Raw genomic sequence first — 16,301 nt, forward strand, 5'->3', positions numbered from 1 at the left:
TTTCGACCCATCAAACGCCACGGCACCGGGCCGGGCAGGATGGAGGGAGCAAGGATGAGCAAGGCTACCCGAGTGTTTCTGAGCACCAACGTCTTCACGGGGACCGGTCGTGGCATGGTCTCCGGCGGCGTGGCCCTCGACGGCAACCGCATCCTGCGGGTGGGCACCGCCGACCAGGTGCTGGCCCTGGCCGGCGAGGGCACCGACGTACGCGACTGCGGCGACCGGCTGATCACCGCGGGGCTCCACGACTCCCATATGCACCTGCTCATGGGTTGCACCTCCGAGCGCGAGTGCTTCCTCACGGGGGCCAGGAGCGAGGAGGAGGCGGCGGCGCGGCTGGCTGAGTGGTTCGAGGAGCACCGCGACGAGTACGCCGACGACGAGTGGCTGCGGGCCTGGGGCTTCTGCTACCTGGCATGGGACGACCCCAAGCCCCCCAGCCGCCACAGCCTGGACCGCTACTTCCCGGACCGCCCGGTCTTCGTGAACGACAGCGACCTCCACGGCGGGTGGTGCAACACCAAGGCCCTGGAGCTCTGCGGCCTGGACGCCGGCGTGGAAGACAGCCCCTTCGGCTCCTTCGGGCGCGAGGAGGACGGCAGCCTCTCCGGGTATCTCGGCGAGCGCGCCAAGGCCGTGGTGGAGGAGCAGGCCAACGGCCTACTGCCGGAGCACAAGCAGGAGAGCGCCCTGCGCGACGTCTCCGGGCTCTTCTCCTCCTACGGCATCACCGCGGTGACCGACATGCTGCCCTTGGACGCCATCGACATCGGCAACATCGACCTGGTGGAGCGCCTCGAGAACGAGGGCGCCCTCAACTTCCGCTACAACTTCGCCACCGAGATGCTCGACCCCATCGAGAAGGCCCAGGGCCTCCGCGAGCGCTTCCACGACAAGGCCGGGCGCATGTATTACACCGGCGTGAAGGAGTTTATCGACGGCATCGTCACCACCCACACCGGCTACCTGATCGACGCCTACACCGACGACCCGGAGGTCGACAGGGTGTGGCTCGCCATGGACCTGGACGAGGCCCGGGAGCGCATCCTGGAGTACCAGGCCCAGGGGTTCAACATCCAGCTCCATTGCGTGGGCGACGGCGCCGTCCGCCACGCCGTCGACCTCTACCAGGAGGCCATCGAGGCCAACGGACCCACGGACTCCCGCCTCTCCGTGGAGCACCTGGACATGAGCGACCCCGCGGACTGGGCACGCATGGGCGAGCTGGGCATCGTCTGCTCCGTGCAGCCGCCCCACCTCACCCTGGTGGACTCCCTGGACGACGACGAGTACCGCGGCTGCATCGGCCAGCGGCGCGCCAAGTACCTCTGGGCCTTCAAGTCCATGTTGGACAACGGGTGCCCCATGGCCTTCGGCACCGACTTCCCCGTGGTCACCGTCGACCCGCGCATCGGCCTCAACCGCGCCGTGGCCCGGCGGTTCCCCGACGGCCTGCCCGCCGCCGGCTGGAACCCCGAGCAGAAGATCACCCTTTCCGACGCCCTGTCCATCTACACCTACGGCGGCGCCTACAAGGTGGGCCGCGAGGAGGAGCTGGGCACCCTCGAGGCCGGCAAGCTCGCCGACCTGGTGGTCTGGCACGAGAACCTCTTCGACCTGACGCCCGAGGGTCTGCTGGGCGCAGAGGTGGAGCTCACGGTCTTCGACGGGGAGGTGGTGTACGAGCGCTAAAGCGGCCCGGTCCCGTTCCCCCTATGTAAGGAGAGCCCCATGGAGATGCTCATCTTCATCGCCCCGTTGCTCCTCAACGTCTTCGGCAACACCGTCTACAACATCGCCGGCAAGGGAACGCCGGAAGACGTCAACTCCTTCGCGTCCCTCTCGATCTCCTATGGCGTGGGCCTCGTGCTCTGCGTGGTGCTGTTCTTCGTGAACAACCCCGGCGGCAACATCTTCGAGGCGTTCGCCCAGGCCAACTGGGCCAGTTACGCCCTGGGTATCTGCATCGTCTTCATCGACCTCTCCCTGATCCTGCTCTACCGCGCCGGCTGGGACGTCTCCATCGGCAGCCTCATCGCCAACATCGGCGTCTCGCTCATGACCGTGGTGGTGGGCGTGGCGGCCTTCGGGGAGGCGATGACCATCGTCAAGGCCGTGGGCATCGTGATCTGCGCCCTGGGCCTCTATGTGGTCAACGCCCCCGAGAAGGGCGCCGACGGCGAGCCGTCCGTCTCCCTGGAGGAGCCCGTGGACCCCGCCTAGCCTGGCCCGCAGGATCGCATCGAAGTAACCCGACGTCGTAAAGGAGCCCCCATGGCCGAGAACATCCAGTCTGCGCCCGAGGCGCCGACGAAGAAGATGGGCGCGTTGGTGAAGTGGATACCGGTGCTGCTCATGATCGGCTCGAACCTGGCCTACACCGTCACGGCCAAGGTCACCCCGGAGGATGTGGACACCTATGCCTCCGTCTCCCTCACCTACGTGGTCTGCATCGCCTACGCAATGATAATGTTCTTTATCACAAGCAAGAACAAGAACTACATCCAGGAGGCCAGGAAGGCCAACTGGACCGCCCCCGCCCTGGGTGCCTGCCTGGTCTGCCTCGAGCTCTCGACCATCCTCATGTTCCGCGTGGGCTGGGACCTGTCCGTGGGCATCCTCCTCGCCTACGTGATACTGGCCGTCGTGCTCGTCCTGGTGGGCCGCGTCTTCTACAAGGAGACCCTCACGCCCAAGCGGGTCATCGGGATCCTCATCTCCCTGGTTGGCGTGGTGCTGGTGGGTCTGGGCATCTGAGCCCGCCGGCCGTCCCTCGGGGCGCCCGGCCGGCCATGTGGCCGGGCGCCCGACCGAGGGGTCGCTGCCAGTATCCGCCCCGGCGCGGGCCGGGGCGCGTGACTCAGCAAAGGACGGTGCCATGGGACCGTTTGCCGCTCGATTCGCCCCCGTCCTGCTCATGGTCGGGGCCAAGGTTCCCTACTCGGTGATCCAGAAGCTCACCCCTCCGGAAGTCGATGCGTTCTCGTCGCTCTGCCTCACCTACGGCGTCTGCACGGCCTGCGCCGTGGCCCTCTTCTTCCTCACACGGCGCGGTGCCGGTGGGTCGAGGCGCACGCTCCGGGGCGAGTGGTCCAAGGCCACCTGGACCGCCCCGGTCTTCGGGGCCTGCCTGCTCTGCATGGATGTGGCCACGTTGGCCATGTTCCGCGTCGGCTGGGACCTCTCCGTGGGGATGCTCGTGCTCTTCGTGGTGCTCGGATGCGTCCTTGCCCTTGTGGGGAGCCTGTTCTACGGGGAGCGTCTCACGGCCCGGCGTGTGGCGGGGATACTGCTCTCCGTGGCGGGGGTGGTGCTGGTGGGCATGTGACCGGGCGCCACCGGGGACGGGCCGTTGCGACGGGTTTCTGAAAAAAAGGAAGAAGGCGTTCACGAAGGCTTCATATATAGTCGTGAGCAGCATCTTCTAGAAGCGGGTGGATGTGGGGAAGACTACGATACAAACTCGGATTTCGGCGGCTCTGTCGCCAGGCAGGGGAACACGGTGCCTATGACGCTCATGGTCGGCGCCCTCCTCGGCCTGTTGGGGGCGCTGCCGGGTCTCGCGCTCGCCCGGATGGCTCGGAGGGGCAGGCGCGTACCGGTCGCGGCCGGCCTCGCGGCAACCGTCCTCTCGGCGACGGTGCTCACGGCCGTCCTCGGATGGGCGTACGGGGCCGCAACGACCCGCTTCGCCGCCTTCGCCTCGGTCATGGTGACCGTGTTTCTTGGGGCGTGGGGGGTAGAGGCGTACAAGGCTTGGCGCTGGATGAGCCACTGGCGCTAACGCAGAAGGAGGAGACGTGGAAGAGTTCGAGAAGCTGCCTGAGGCGGTCAACGAGCTTGTCGACAGTTTCATAGCCCAGCCCGTGGCGGGCAATCTCAACTTCGGCATCACCCAGTACACGGTGTTCATGTTCGCCGCCATCGCGATTCTCTGCGTGGTCCTCTTCATCTTCAAGAAGAAGCAGGCCGCCAGCCTCGTGCCCCAGGGCCGCTTCGTCAACGGCGTCGAGTACGTCATCGAGTTCGCCCGCAAGGACCTCGTCGAGGACATCCTGCACTCCACCTGGCGCCAGCACTTCCCCTTCATCGCCACGGTGTTCTTCTTCATTCTCATCAACAACCTCATGGGCGTGATCCCGGGCATGCACCCCGGCACGGGCACTATCGGCGTCACCTTCGCCCTGGCCCTGATCTCGTTCATCTACTTCATCTACGTAGGCGTCAAGAAGGACGGCGGCTGGGGCTACATCAAGAGCCTCAAGCCCAAGGGCGTGCCCTTCCCCATGGACTGGCTCGTCTGGGTCATCGAGCTCTTCTCGACGTTCCTTCGCCTGATCACCCTGGCCGTCCGTCTGTTCTGCAACATGTTCGCCGGCCACGTGGTCATGGGCACCTTCGCCATCCTCGCCTCGCTCTTCATCGCCCGCTTTGCCCAGGGTGTGACCCTCGAGGCCTTCACGGGCGCCGGCATCTCGCTGCTCTGGCTGCTCGTGCTCATCGCCATCTACGCCGTGGAGATCCTCGTGGCCTGCATCCAGGCCTACGTCTTCTCGCTGCTCACGGCCGTCTACGTGCAGCTCGCCGAGGAGGACGAGTAGACCAAGGCATCATGGCGGCCCGGCCGCCTGTGCATAGATAAGACCCCAGTGGGAACGAGTCCGAGGTCGGACCGTCAGAAGGAGGAATCGTGGGAGTCATCGGTTACGGAATTGGTGTTATCGGCGCCGGCCTTGGCATCGGCATCGCGGCTTACGGAGCGACCACGTCCATGGCGCGTCAGCCCGAGGTCCAGGGTCGTCTGTTCACCGTCTTCATCCTGGCCTCCGCCTTCGTCGAGGCGCTCGCCCTCATCGGCTTCGTCGTCTCCCTGCTGGCCTAATCCAAACGGTCAGACCCATCACGTTGGAGGTTTGTGACATGAACAAGTCCCAGCAAGGGCGGGTGCGCTGCCTCGCCGTCACGGCGGCGGGAGCCGTTGCTTTCGCCCTGACGGTGCCCACCCCCGCCTTCGCGGCCTCGGCGTTCGACATCCTGATCCCCAAGCCGGCCGAGTTCATCCCGGCCCTGATCGCCTTCGTCGTCATCTGGGCGGTGCTCGCCAAGCTGGTGTGGCCGAGCGTCATCAAGACCCTCGACGCCCGTCAGAAGGCCATCCAGGACAACCTCGACGCCTCCGAGCAGGCAAAGGTCGACGCCGCCAAGGCCCTCAAGAAGGCCGAGGCCACCATCGACGACGCCCAGGCCCAGGCCGACGAGATCGTCGCTGAGGCCAAGAAGAACGCCGAGGCGTCCAAGGACGCCATCATCAAGCAGGCCAACATCGACGCCAAGCGGATCCAGGACAAGGCCCGCGACGGCATCGAGGCCGAGCGCCACGCCGCCATGGCCGAGCTCGTCGACCAGGCCGCCGACCTCGCCGTCGACCTCGCCGGCAAGATCATCGGTGAGAACCTCGACGCCGAGACCCAGAAGCGCCTGATCGAGCGGTCCTTGGCAGAAGCCGGAGACGCCGATGGCAACCAGTAGCCGCATGGAGAAGGACAAGGTCGAGACCTATGCCCGGACGCTGCTCGAGGCGGCCAAGGCCGAGGGGCGCGAGAAGCGCGACCTCAGGGCCCTCGACGGCCTTGCCGACGCCCTGGGCGAGCTGTCGGACACCCTCAAGGTGATCCTCGAGCGCGGCGACGAGCAGCTGCTCCCCGAGATCGCCCAGCGCTACTCGGCCCTCTTCCATGCAGAGGTCGACGTGGTGGCCGTCGACGTGACCACCGCCATCCCCTTGGACGACAACCTCCGCGCGGAGGTCGAGCAGTTCCTCACCATGGAGTACGACAAGCCCGTCTTCGTGGTGGAGCACGTCGACCCGTCCATCATCGGGGGCATCATCTTCAACGCGCGCGGCGAGCGCCGCGACGCATCGGTTCGCACCCAGCTTGAGAACGCTCGCAGGGTGCTCAAGGCAAAGGGAGGCGAGTAGGGCGTGGCTGACGAGAAGTCTCAAAACGACGGCACGGCCATCAACGCCGATACCATAGCGAGCATCCTGCGGGGCAAGCTCGACGCGATGACGGCCGCCATCGACACCCAGGACGTGTCGAAGGTCATCGAGATCGGCGACGGCGTCGCCCGCGTCAGCGGCCTCCGGAGCGCCATGGCTGGCGAGCTCCTGGACTTCACCAGCGCGCTCACGGGCGAGCACGTCTACGGCCTGGCCCAGAACCTGGACCAGGACGAGGTCGGTGCGGTGCTCTTCGGCAACGTCGAGGCCATCCGCGAGGGCGACGAGTGTCGCACCACCGGTCGCGTCATGGACATCCCGGTGGGCCCGGCCATGCTCGGCCGCGTGGTCAACCCCCTCGGCGAGGCCATCGACGGCCTCGGCCCCATGGAGACCGTGGCGCGCCGCCCCGTCGAGTTCAAGGCCCCCGGCATCATGGCCCGCACCCCCGTGTGCGAGCCCGTGCAGACGGGCCTCATGGCCATCGACGCCATGATCCCCGTGGGCAGGGGCCAGCGCGAGCTCATCATCGGCGACCGCAAGACGGGCAAGACCGCCATCGCCGTCGACACCATCATCAACCAGGCCGACAGCGACATGATCTGCATCTACGTCGCCATCGGCCAGAAGGCCTCCACGGTGGCCACCATCCGCCAGACGCTGGAGAGCCACGGCGTGCTCGACAAGACCATCATCGTGGCCGCAACCGCCTCCGACTCCGCGCCGCTGCAGTACATCGCTCCGATGTCGGGCGCCGCCATCGGCGAGTACTTCATGTACAACGGCGCCGACGGCAAGCCCGCCAACGAGGACAACCCCGGCCGCGCCGTGCTCGTGGTCTACGACGACCTCTCCAAGCAGGCCGTGGCCTACCGCCAGATGTCCCTGACGCTGCACCGTCCGCCCGGACGCGAGGCCTACCCCGGCGACATCTTCTACCTGCACTCCCGCCTGCTGGAGCGCGCCTGCAAGCTCGATGCCGCCCACGGCTCCGGCTCGCTCACGGCACTCCCCATCATCGAGACGCAGGAGGGCGACGTCTCCGCGTACATCCCCACCAACGTGATCTCGATCACCGACGGTCAGATCTACCTGCAGTCCAACCTGTTCCTCCAGGGCCAGCGCCCCGCGGTCGACGTGGGTATCTCCGTGTCCCGCGTGGGCGGCGGCGCGCAGATCAAGGCCATGAAGCAGGTGGCCGGCAACCTGCGCCTCGACCTCGCCAGCTACGCCGAGCTTCAGAGCTTCTCTCAGTTTGGCAGCGACCTCGACCGCTCCACCCAGGCGCAGCTCAACCGCGGCGCCCACATGACCGAGATCCTGCGTCAGAAGCGCTTCTCGGCCCTCGACGTGGTGGACCAGGTGGCTGTGATCTTCGCCGGCAACAACGGCTTCCTCGACGACATCCCCCTGGACGAGGTCATCGCCTTCCGCGACGGGTTCGTCGACTACATGAAGGCGAGCCGCGTCGCCCTGCGCGAGAAGATCCGCGAGGGTCGCATCTCCGATGAGACCGCCGAGGAGCTCAAGGGTGCCTGCCGCACCTTCAAGAAGCAGTTCGTGGCCGGTCGCAAGGCCGCGCTGCGCGGTGCCGACCGCGAGCAGCTCGAGGAGGACGCCGTCGAGTCCGCCGGCGTGGCCACGACGCTCGAGGACTCCGCCGCATCCGTGGCAGAGGAAGACTAAGGGCCATGGCCAACCTTCGAGACATCAAGCGCCGCATCCGCTCGGTCACCAGCACCAAGCAGATCACCCACACGATGGAGATGGTCTCCACCACCAAGATCATGCGGGCCCTGCAGCGCGCCGCCGACGGCGCGCCCTACAAGGACGCCATGACCACCATGCTCGCCAGCGTGGCGGCCGCGGGCGGTGCCGACGACCAGCCCCTGCTCCAGGAGCACCCCGGCGTCCGCCGTGCGCTCATCATCTGCGTCGCCTCCGACCGCGGGCTCGCGGGCGGCTTCAACGTGCAGGTGGAGCGCGCGGTGGAGCGCCGCATCCGCGAGTGGGCCGAGCAGGGCGTCGAGGTCGAGCTCATCTGCTGCGGCACCAAGCCCACGGAGTACTTCTCCTCCCGCGGCCGCAAGCCCATCCTGTCGTTCACCGGCATCTCGGCCGAGCCCACCCTGGTGGAGGCCAACCAGATCGCCAGCTACGTCATGGACGGCTTCGTCTCCGGGCGCCTGGACCGCGTCGAGATCTGCTACCAGCACGCCAAGAGCCGCGTCGAGCAGACCCTCACCGTCGAGGACCTGCTCCCCGTGACCCGCGAGACCCTGCGCCTCCCCAACGCCCCCCGCGAGCAGGAGGCCCTCTCGTCGGTCAAGGCCGAGGCCAACGACTTCGAGTTCGACCCTGCCCCCTCGGAGGTGCTGGGCTACCTCATCCCCAGCTACGTCCGAACCGTCATCTATCACGCCCTCATCGACTCCGCCGCCGCCGAGCACGGTGCGCGTCGCCGGGCCATGCAGGCGGCCACCGAGAACGCGAGCGAGATCATCTCGACGCTGAGCCGCGAGTACAACCGCATCCGCCAGAGCTCCATCACCACGGAGCTCAACGAGATCGTCGGCGGAGCAGCCGCATTGGAGGAGAAGTAATGGCAGAAGCGACCAAGCTCTCGTCGCTCGATCTGGACAAGGTCCTCAAGACCTCGATCAAGCACGAGTCCGACGCCGAGAAGGGCGTCATCGTCCGCATCGTGGGCCCCGTCGTCGACGTCAAGTTCGAGGAGCACATCCCGGCCATCTACACGGCCCTGATCGTGGACGCCGACACCCCCTTCGGGCACATCCACACGGTGCTCGAGGTTGAGAGCCAACTCCCCGGCGGCATCGTCCGCACCGTGGCCATGAGCTCCACCGACGGCATGCAGCGCGGCCTCCACGTCATCGACACCGGCAAGCCCATGCAGATGCCCGTCGGCAACGCCACCCTGGGTCGCGTGTGGAACGTGCTCGGCGAGCCCGTGGACGGCAAGGGCATGCCCGACGACATCCAGTACTACCCCATCCACCACGCCGCCCCGCGCTTCGACGACCTCACCACCTCGGTCGAGATCTTCGAGACCGGCATCAAGGCCATCGACCTGCTCGAGCCCTACATCCGCGGCGGCAAGACCGGCCTGTTCGGCGGCGCCGGCGTGGGCAAGACGGTGCTCATCCAGGAGCTCATCAACAACCTCGCCATGGAGCACGGCGGCACCTCGGTGTTCACCGGCGTCGGCGAGCGCACCCGCGAGGGTACCGACCTCTACCTCGAGATGAGCGAGTCGGGCGTCATCGACCGCACCTGCCTGGTCTACGGCCAGATGAACGAGCCGCCGGGAGCCCGCCTGCGCGTGGCCCTCGCCGGCCTGACCGAGGCCGAGTACTTCCGCGACCAGGGCCAGGACGTGCTGCTCTTCATCGACAACATCTTCCGCTTCTCCCAGGCCGGCTCCGAGGTCTCGGCGCTCCTCGGCCGCATGCCGTCGGCCGTGGGCTACCAGCCCACGCTGGCCACCGAGATGGGCGACCTCCAGGAGCGCATCGCCTCCACCAAGGAGGGGTCGATCACCTCGGTGCAGGCCGTCTACGTGCCCGCCGACGACCTCACGGACCCGGCCCCCGCCACGACCTTCACCCACCTCGACTCCACGACGGTGCTGTCGCGCTCCATCTCCGACCTGGGTATCTACCCGGCCATCGACCCGCTGGGCTCCTCCTCGGACGCCCTCGACGCGACCGTCGTGGGCGAGGAGCACTACCGCGTGGCCATGGCCGTGCAGGAGGCGCTCCAGGCCTACTCCGACCTCCAGGACATCATCGCCATCCTCGGTATGGACGAGCTCTCCGAGGACCAGCGCAAGACCGTCCAGCGTGCCCGCAAGATCCAGCAGTTCCTCTCCCAGTCGTTCCACGTGGCCGAGCAGTTCACGGGCAACCCCGGCACCTACGTCCACGTGGCCGACACGGTGCGCTCCTTCGCCGCCATCGTCGACGGCGACTGCGACGACATCCCTGAGCAGTGCTTCCGCTACGCCGGCACCATCGACGAGGTGCGCAAGCGCTACGAGAAGCTGCTCAAGGACGGGGAGGCGTAAGGGGGCGCCATGGCCAAGATCGACTACCAGATCGTGCGTCCGGACAAGCTCATGCACGAGGGCGAGGCCACCTCGATCGTGCTGATCACCAAGTCGGGCGAGCTCGGCGTCCTTCCGGGCCACGCCCGCGAGATCTGCGCCCTCGGCGACGGCATCGTGCGCATCATGCACGAGCCGGACGACACGGGGGCCACGCAGAGCCGCGTGGTGGTCTCGGGCGGCTACGCCGAGATCACGGGCGACACGGTCATCGTGCTGGCCAACCACGCCCGCGACGTCGACGACATCGACCCCAAGGTGGTCACGGCCACCCGGGCCGAGGCGGAGGAGGAGCTTTCCAAGCTTCCCGCGGGGGACTCCCGCAGGGCGTACTTCGACTCCAAGATCGTCTGGTGCGACCTCCTCTTGGCCGAGGAGCAGCGTTGGGGCGGGCGCTAGGTCGCGCCGTCCATTGTGTGCAACCACAGCGGGGGCGGCCTGGTCGCCCCCGCTTTTTTCCTATGTGCGTGGCCCGTGATGCCCCGGCTAACTCTTCGGGGGAGGGGCGCCTCGCATAGAATCGTGTTCGTCCGAACCATGAACGGGAGGAGACCATGGACGTCATCCAGATAGAGGGCGGTTACCCCATCACCGGCGAGGTGCAGGTGGAGGGGGCCAAGAACTCGGCCCTCAAACTCATGGCCGCCACCCTCATGGCCCCCGGCGTGAACGAGCTCACGAACGTCCCGAACATCTCCGACGTCCACACCATGGGCAAGGTCATCGAGTGCCTCGGCGCCAAGGTCGAGGTCCTCGGCCCCCACGACCTCAGGATCGACACCACGAACGTCGACTCGTGGGTGACGCCCTACCAGCTCGTGGCCAAGATGCGCGCCTCCACGGCGGTCCTCGGGCCGCTCCTCGCCCGCTTCGGCAAGGCCGTGGTGGCCATGCCCGGCGGCTGCAACATCGGCGCCCGCAAGATCGACATGCACATGCTCGGCCTCGAGGCCCTGGGCGTGGAGTTCAAGGTCGACCACGGCAACATCTACGCCAGCGCCCCGCACGGCCTCCAGGGCACCACGGTGACCCTCGAGTTCCCGTCGGTGGGCGCCACCGAGAACCTGCTGATGGCGTCGGTCCACGCCAAGGGCACCACGGTCATCGACAACGCCGCCCGCGAGCCCGAGATCGTGGACCTCGCCAACATGCTCAACGAGATGGGCGCCAAGATCACCGGCGCGGGCACACCCCTGGTGGAGATCGAGGGCGTGGGCGACCTCCACCCCGTGACCCACGAGGTCGTGGGCGACCGCATCGAGGCCGGCACCTTCATCGCCATGGGCGGCCTCGTGGGCGAGCCCGTGCGTGTCACGGGCTTCGACCCCCAGCACCTCGGCCTCGTGCTGCGCAAGTACGAGCTCATGGGCCTCACCATCGAGCGCGAGGAGCGCGGGTGCAGCGTCTGGCGAACGGGCCCCATCAGGCCCACCGACATCCAGACCCTGCCGTACCCGGGCTTCCCCACGGACATGCAGGCCCAGACCATGACGCTCCTGGCCAACGCCGAGGGCGACTCCATCATCACCGAGAACGTCTTCGAGAACCGCTTCATGCTCGCCGCCGAGCTCAACCGCATGGGTGCCGACATCCGCATCGAGGGGCACCATGCCATCGTCCACGGCGTCGAGGGCTTCTCGGGGGCGCCCGTCACCTCGCCCGACCTCCGCGGCGGCGCGGCCCTCGTCATGGCCGGTCTCGTGGCCGACGGCTACACCACCGTCTCGGGCGTCCACCACATCGACCGCGGCTATGAGGGCTTCGTCGAGAAGCTCCAGGCCCTCGGGGCGCGGGTGCGCCGCACCACGGTGCCCGACGAGGACTGAGGCCGCCGAAAGGAGCGATCCTGTGCCTGAGGTCAATCCGCCCAAACCCCTCTCCATGGCCAACGAGGACTACCTGGAGGCCGTCTGGCGCATCATGCTCGAGCGCGACGACGACTCCGTGCGCTCCGTGGACGTGGCCGAGCTCCTCGGCGTGTCCAAGGCCAGCGTCAACAAGGCCATCTCCACCCTCAAGGACCACGGCTACGTGGAGCAGAACCGCTACGGCCGCGTGGCCCTCACCGAGCCGGGGCGCCGGTACGCGGCGCGGCTCTGGCGCTGCCACCGCGCCCTGCGCGCCTTCCTGACCGGCGACCTCGGGGTCGACCCGGCCGTGGCCGACGGCGAGGCCTGCGAGATGGAGCACGCCCTCTCCCAAGACACTATGGACCGCCTCCTCGCCTACCTGGAGCGCGAGGGGACCGTCGTCGACGGTGACATCGATGGCTGAGGACGCCGGCGACCTCAGCGTCGCCCAGGCCCTGGCCGCGCTCCTCGAGACGGGGGTCGACGAGGCCTCCCTCGACGCCGACCGGGCCTCCGCCGCGGTGTTCGCCGGCCGCCTCGGCGGGTCCGGCCGCCCCGTGACCCTCTCGGGCGACCTCGACCGTGCCTTGGGGGCCGACCTCCCCGACGGCCTGTGGTGCCTCTGCGAGCCCGAGACTGTGGCCGCCGCCCAGGCGCTCGACGTCGCCTGCGGCGCCGAGGCCGCCGTCACCGCCACGCGCGCGCCCCTCGTTCGCCTGCTCGACGAGGTGGCGGACCCCGCGGAGCTCCGGTCCGTCGGGCGCGCCGCCGGGCACCTGGCCCTCCGGGCGCCGGTGCCCTTCGCCGTGGGGGCGGTGGGCCTTGCCGGGTCACGCGCCGTCGACCCCGGCCGCCTCAACGACGGCGTGCGGGCCCTCTGCGCGGGCTTCGTCGAGGCGGGCCTCCACGGCGTGCTCCTCGAGGACGCCCCCAACGGGGCCGTGGGCTTCGGCGCCGTGCGCGCGGCCTCGGCCGCCGGGCTCCCGGTGGCCGCCCTCGCCGACCACGGCGCCCTCCCGGACGACCGGCTCCTCGCCCTCACCCTCGCGGCCCTGGCCGCCTCCGGGGCCTGCTGCGCGGGGGTCTCCTCCGTCCCTTGGGGCGACCTCGACGCCGTCGCCCGCCGGGTCGGTGCCGCCGCCTCCCGCTGCGGCGTGTCCGGCGCCGTGGTGGCCGACGTCCCGGCGGGGGAGCCGGCGCGGGAGTGGCCCCTCCCGGCGGTGGAGGGGCTGGGCCTTCTCGGAGTGAGGGGTGCGTCCCTGGCGGCGGCCGCCGACCTTTGGGCCTCCCTCGCGGCTGCCGGCGGGTGACCGCCCTTGCGGACGGCGTGCTGTCGTTTGTATGAAACGCCTGCGCCCCCTGTGGGTTGCAGGTAGCATCAAGGATGGTCGGTCATTGCATGTTTGAGCATGACGGCCGCCACTGAACCAACCCAGTCGCACCGCCTCCGGGGCGCTGCGAGCAAGGAGCAACCATGAAGGCGATCATCCCGGCCGCAGGCCTCGGCACCCGCTTCCTGCCGGCCACCAAGAGCAACCCCAAGGAGCTGCTCCCCGTCCTGGACAAGCCCGTCATCCAGTACGTGGTCGAGGAGGCCCTCGAGCCCGAGGGAGTCGACGGCGTCGTCATCGTCAACTCGCACCTCAAGCCTCAGTTGGAGGAGTACTTCGGCCCCAAGCCCGAGCTCGAGGACTACCTCCGCGAGCGTGGCAAGGACCGGTACGCCGACGTCGTCCGCGAGTCCGGCGAGCTCCCGGTGAGCTTCGTGTACCAGGACGACCCCCTGGGCCTCGGCCATGCGGTGCTCTGCGCCAAGGACGAGGTGGGCGACGAGCCCTTCTTCGTGCTGCTGGGCGACTACTTCGTCCCCGACCGCGAGATGTGCGTGCGCATGGCCGAGGTCTCCTGCGCCCACGGCGGCGCGTCGGTCATCGCCGCCGCCCCCGTGAGCCACGACGAGGTGAGCCGCTACGGCATCGTCGCCGGCGAACAGGTGGGCACCCTCGACGGCAGCGAGCTCGGCCTCGAGGAGCCCGGCTCGGTGCTGCGCCTTTCCGGCATGGTGGAGAAGCCCGCCCCCGAGGACGCTCCCACCAACCTCTACATCGTCGGCCGCTACCTCCTCTCGCCCCGGGTCATGGAGCTGCTCCAGACGCAGCGGCCGGGCGCCGGCGGGGAGATCCAGCTCACCGACGCCCTCGAGCGCCTGCTCGAGGAGGAGGAGATGTACGCCCTGGTCGTCGACCCCGCCGAGGGCTGCGACACCGGCACCCCCGCGGCCTGGGTGGGCACGTCCGCCCGCATGGCGCTCCGCGACCCGGCCACGCGCGAGGCCTTCCTCGAGGCGTTGGGCGACCAGGCCCTCTCCTGACCCATCCCACCCAGGGCGTTCCCACGAGGCACCCATGCGCTACATACGCTTCAACAACGACGGATGGTACGCGCGCTACGACGACGGTCTGAACGAGACCAACGTCGTGCGTGTCGCCGACGCCGCCGCGGCCCGGTGGGCCGATGTCTGCGGCGGGGGCACCGTCCATATCGGTTACGACACCCGGCGCCATGCCCCGGAGCTCGCCGCCGCCGCTGCCGCCGCGGTGGGGGCCTGGGGCCTCGACGCCCGCCTCTCCGACGGGCCGTGCCCCATGCCCGCCCTCAACCTCGCCACCCGGTCGGACCCGTCCGCCGTCGGTGCCCTCATGCTCACGGCCGACCACCGCAATGCCGACTACCTCGGTATCCGGGTGCGCAACAACGACTCCTCGGCCATCGGCCGCGACGAGGCCGGCGCCATCGAGGACCTCGTGTCGCAGGAGCTCGGCGAGGCGCAGGGGCCCTTCACGCTCGAGGAGAGCGTCGGGCCGTTCCTCGCCCACATGGCCTCCCTGGTCGACGCGCGCCGCATCCGCGACGCCCGCCTCGACTGCATCCTCGACCCCATGTACGGCACCGCGCGCGGCCACGCCGCCACCCTGCTCCGCTCCCTGGGCGTGGGCGTCGTCGAGATCCATGGGGACGCCGTGGACGACTTCTGCGGCACGCACCCGGAGGTGGTGGAGCCCTGGCTCGACGACCTCGAGTACATGGCGGGCCAGACCCAGGTCGACTTCGGCATCGCCATCGACGGCCCCTCCAACCGCGCCGCCGCCGTCGACGACGGGGGCAACCTCGTGGCCGCTCCCAAGCTCCACGCCCTCGTGCTCATGCACCTTATCAAGAACCGGGGCCTCTCGGGCCGCATCGTGCTCCCGCGGTTCTCCTCCGTCGTCATCCGGCGGGTGGCAGAGTCGCTCGGCTGCGACGTCACCCTCGTGCCGCCCGGCCCCACCTGGCCCTTCGAGGAGATCCGCCAGGGCGGCGTCATCACCACGAGCGACGGCCTCGGCGGGATCTGCGTCCCCTCGCTCGACCCCGAGCGGAACGCCTTCGTCACCATGCTGCTCCTCGTGGAGCTCCTGGCCTATGAGGGGGTCTCCCTCCGGGAGATGGCGGCCAACCTCGACCGCGCGGTCGGGTCGATGGAGTACGGCCACCGGGAGATCCGCATGGACCCGGGCCGCTGCGCCGTGCTCCGCAACCTCCTCCCCGGGACCAACCCCGAGGGCCTCTGCGCCAAGAAGCCGGTGTCCGTGAGCCACGCCGACGGCCTGCGGGTCCAGTTCGACGACGACTCCTGGCTCTTCATCAGGCCGTCCATGTCCGAGCCGCTGGTGCGCATCTACGGCGAGGGGGTCGACCGCGCGGACAGGGACGAGCTCCTGGACATGGCGAAATCCTACGTCACCTCCCTCTGACCGCCCCGTATGTGTAGGGAATGTGGAGGGGCCGATTCCCGACCCCGGGGGCCCGGGCGCCGCGTATAGTCATTTCTCGCGCCGCGGCACCCACCGCCTGGTGGTCCCGGCGCGACGGACCTTGAGAACCGGATACCGCGGCCTTTGGGGGCCGCGGGGAGACAGACCATTAAGGATGGTTCCTCGCGGCGGGGGAGACCCCGCCGGGAAACGAGCGAACCTGTCATTTCCTTGTGGATCCGACGATCGGCGGATCATCGGCCGGGTCGGGCTCTCACTGACACGCACCGCGGCGCCAGCGGGCGCCGCGTGTCCGAACGGAGAGTTCGATCCTGGCTCAGGATGAACGCTGGCGGCGCGCCTAACACATGCAAGTCGAACGGGAAGCGGGGCCTCCGGGCCCCGCCGAGAGTGGCGAACGGCTGAGTAACACGTGGGCAACCTGCCCCCTCCACCGGGACAGCCTCGGGAAACCGTGGGTAATACCGGATACTCCGGGCCGGCCGCATGGCCGGCCCGGGAAAGCC

General features: G+C 68.8%; 18 protein-coding genes and 1 rRNA gene. All 19 read left to right on the top strand.

The annotated features are described in order from the left end of the window. The first annotated feature begins 54 nt into the window (after positions 1–54). Entirely contained in the window at positions 55–1,695 is a 1,641-nt protein-coding gene (locus NFR49_RS07000; RefSeq protein ID WP_251158886.1) for an amidohydrolase, read from the top strand. Positions 1,696–1,734: 39 nt separating this feature from the next. Beyond that, positions 1,735–2,226, top strand: a complete 492-nt coding sequence (locus tag NFR49_RS07005; RefSeq protein ID WP_251158887.1) for a hypothetical protein — start codon at positions 1,735–1,737, stop codon at positions 2,224–2,226. Between the two features lie 51 nt (positions 2,227–2,277). Beyond that, positions 2,278–2,760 (top strand): EamA family transporter, encoded by a 483-nt coding sequence (locus NFR49_RS07010; protein WP_135978034.1) that lies wholly within the window; start codon positions 2,278–2,280, stop codon positions 2,758–2,760. A 121-nt stretch (positions 2,761–2,881) separates the two neighbouring features. Beyond that, positions 2,882–3,331 carry an EamA family transporter gene (locus NFR49_RS07015; RefSeq protein ID WP_251158888.1) on the top strand — a complete coding sequence of 150 codons (450 nt, stop codon included), beginning with the start codon at positions 2,882–2,884 and terminating at the stop codon, positions 3,329–3,331. 180 nt (positions 3,332–3,511) lie between these two features. Continuing rightward, positions 3,512–3,787, top strand: coding sequence for a hypothetical protein (locus NFR49_RS07020; protein ID WP_251158889.1), 276 nt, complete (start codon positions 3,512–3,514; stop codon positions 3,785–3,787). A 16-nt stretch (positions 3,788–3,803) separates the two neighbouring features. Beyond that, a complete protein-coding gene (gene atpB / locus NFR49_RS07025; RefSeq protein ID WP_251158890.1) occupies positions 3,804–4,604 on the top strand; it encodes a F0F1 ATP synthase subunit A in 801 nt (266 codons plus the stop codon). 89 nt (positions 4,605–4,693) lie between these two features. After that, positions 4,694–4,885, top strand: coding sequence for an ATP synthase F0 subunit C (gene atpE, locus NFR49_RS07030; protein WP_135978038.1), 192 nt, complete (start codon positions 4,694–4,696; stop codon positions 4,883–4,885). A gap of 38 nt (positions 4,886–4,923) precedes the next feature. Further along, a complete protein-coding gene (gene atpF, locus NFR49_RS07035; RefSeq protein WP_251158891.1) occupies positions 4,924–5,532 on the top strand; it encodes a F0F1 ATP synthase subunit B in 609 nt (202 codons plus the stop codon). Then, positions 5,519–5,983 (top strand): F0F1 ATP synthase subunit delta, encoded by a 465-nt coding sequence (locus NFR49_RS07040; RefSeq protein ID WP_251158892.1) that lies wholly within the window; start codon positions 5,519–5,521, stop codon positions 5,981–5,983. Before atpF ends, NFR49_RS07040 begins: the two co-directional genes overlap by 14 nt. 87 nt (positions 5,984–6,070) lie before the next feature. After that, positions 6,071–7,690: a F0F1 ATP synthase subunit alpha gene (atpA, locus tag NFR49_RS07045; protein ID WP_251158953.1), complete on the top strand. Its 1,620-nt coding sequence runs from the start codon at positions 6,071–6,073 to the stop codon at positions 7,688–7,690. A 5-nt stretch (positions 7,691–7,695) separates the two neighbouring features. After that, on the top strand, positions 7,696–8,607 hold the full coding sequence (atpG, locus tag NFR49_RS07050; protein ID WP_251158893.1) for an ATP synthase F1 subunit gamma: 912 nt from the start codon (positions 7,696–7,698) through the stop codon (positions 8,605–8,607). Continuing rightward, positions 8,607–10,091, top strand: coding sequence for a F0F1 ATP synthase subunit beta (gene atpD, locus NFR49_RS07055; RefSeq protein ID WP_251158894.1), 1,485 nt, complete (start codon positions 8,607–8,609; stop codon positions 10,089–10,091). The genes atpG and atpD overlap by 1 nt, the downstream gene beginning before the upstream one ends. Positions 10,092–10,100: 9 nt before the next feature. After that, positions 10,101–10,529 (top strand): ATP synthase F1 subunit epsilon, encoded by a 429-nt coding sequence (gene atpC, locus NFR49_RS07060; RefSeq protein WP_251158895.1) that lies wholly within the window; start codon positions 10,101–10,103, stop codon positions 10,527–10,529. A 155-nt stretch (positions 10,530–10,684) separates the two neighbouring features. Then, positions 10,685–11,956 (top strand): UDP-N-acetylglucosamine 1-carboxyvinyltransferase, encoded by a 1,272-nt coding sequence (murA, locus tag NFR49_RS07065; protein WP_251158896.1) that lies wholly within the window; start codon positions 10,685–10,687, stop codon positions 11,954–11,956. A gap of 55 nt (positions 11,957–12,011) precedes the next feature. Continuing rightward, positions 12,012–12,404 (top strand): metal-dependent transcriptional regulator, encoded by a 393-nt coding sequence (locus NFR49_RS07070; RefSeq protein ID WP_251158954.1) that lies wholly within the window; start codon positions 12,012–12,014, stop codon positions 12,402–12,404. Continuing rightward, positions 12,397–13,290 carry a hypothetical protein gene (locus tag NFR49_RS07075; protein WP_251158897.1) on the top strand — a complete coding sequence of 298 codons (894 nt, stop codon included), beginning with the start codon at positions 12,397–12,399 and terminating at the stop codon, positions 13,288–13,290. Before NFR49_RS07070 ends, NFR49_RS07075 begins: the two co-directional genes overlap by 8 nt. A 164-nt stretch (positions 13,291–13,454) precedes the next feature. Next, positions 13,455–14,351 carry a UTP--glucose-1-phosphate uridylyltransferase gene (locus tag NFR49_RS07080; RefSeq protein ID WP_251158898.1) on the top strand — a complete coding sequence of 299 codons (897 nt, stop codon included), beginning with the start codon at positions 13,455–13,457 and terminating at the stop codon, positions 14,349–14,351. Positions 14,352–14,385: 34 nt separating this feature from the next. Then, the gene (locus NFR49_RS07085) at positions 14,386–15,774 is read left to right on the top strand and encodes a phosphohexomutase domain-containing protein (RefSeq protein WP_251158899.1); all 1,389 of its coding nucleotides are present in this window, start codon (positions 14,386–14,388) and stop codon (positions 15,772–15,774) included. A 314-nt stretch (positions 15,775–16,088) separates the two neighbouring features. Beyond that, positions 16,089–16,301 (top strand): 16S ribosomal RNA (locus NFR49_RS07090); the annotation flags it as partial.

This window comes from Caniella muris (genome assembly GCF_943193035.1).
GTDB lineage: Bacteria > Actinomycetota > Coriobacteriia > Coriobacteriales > Atopobiaceae > Granulimonas > Granulimonas faecalis.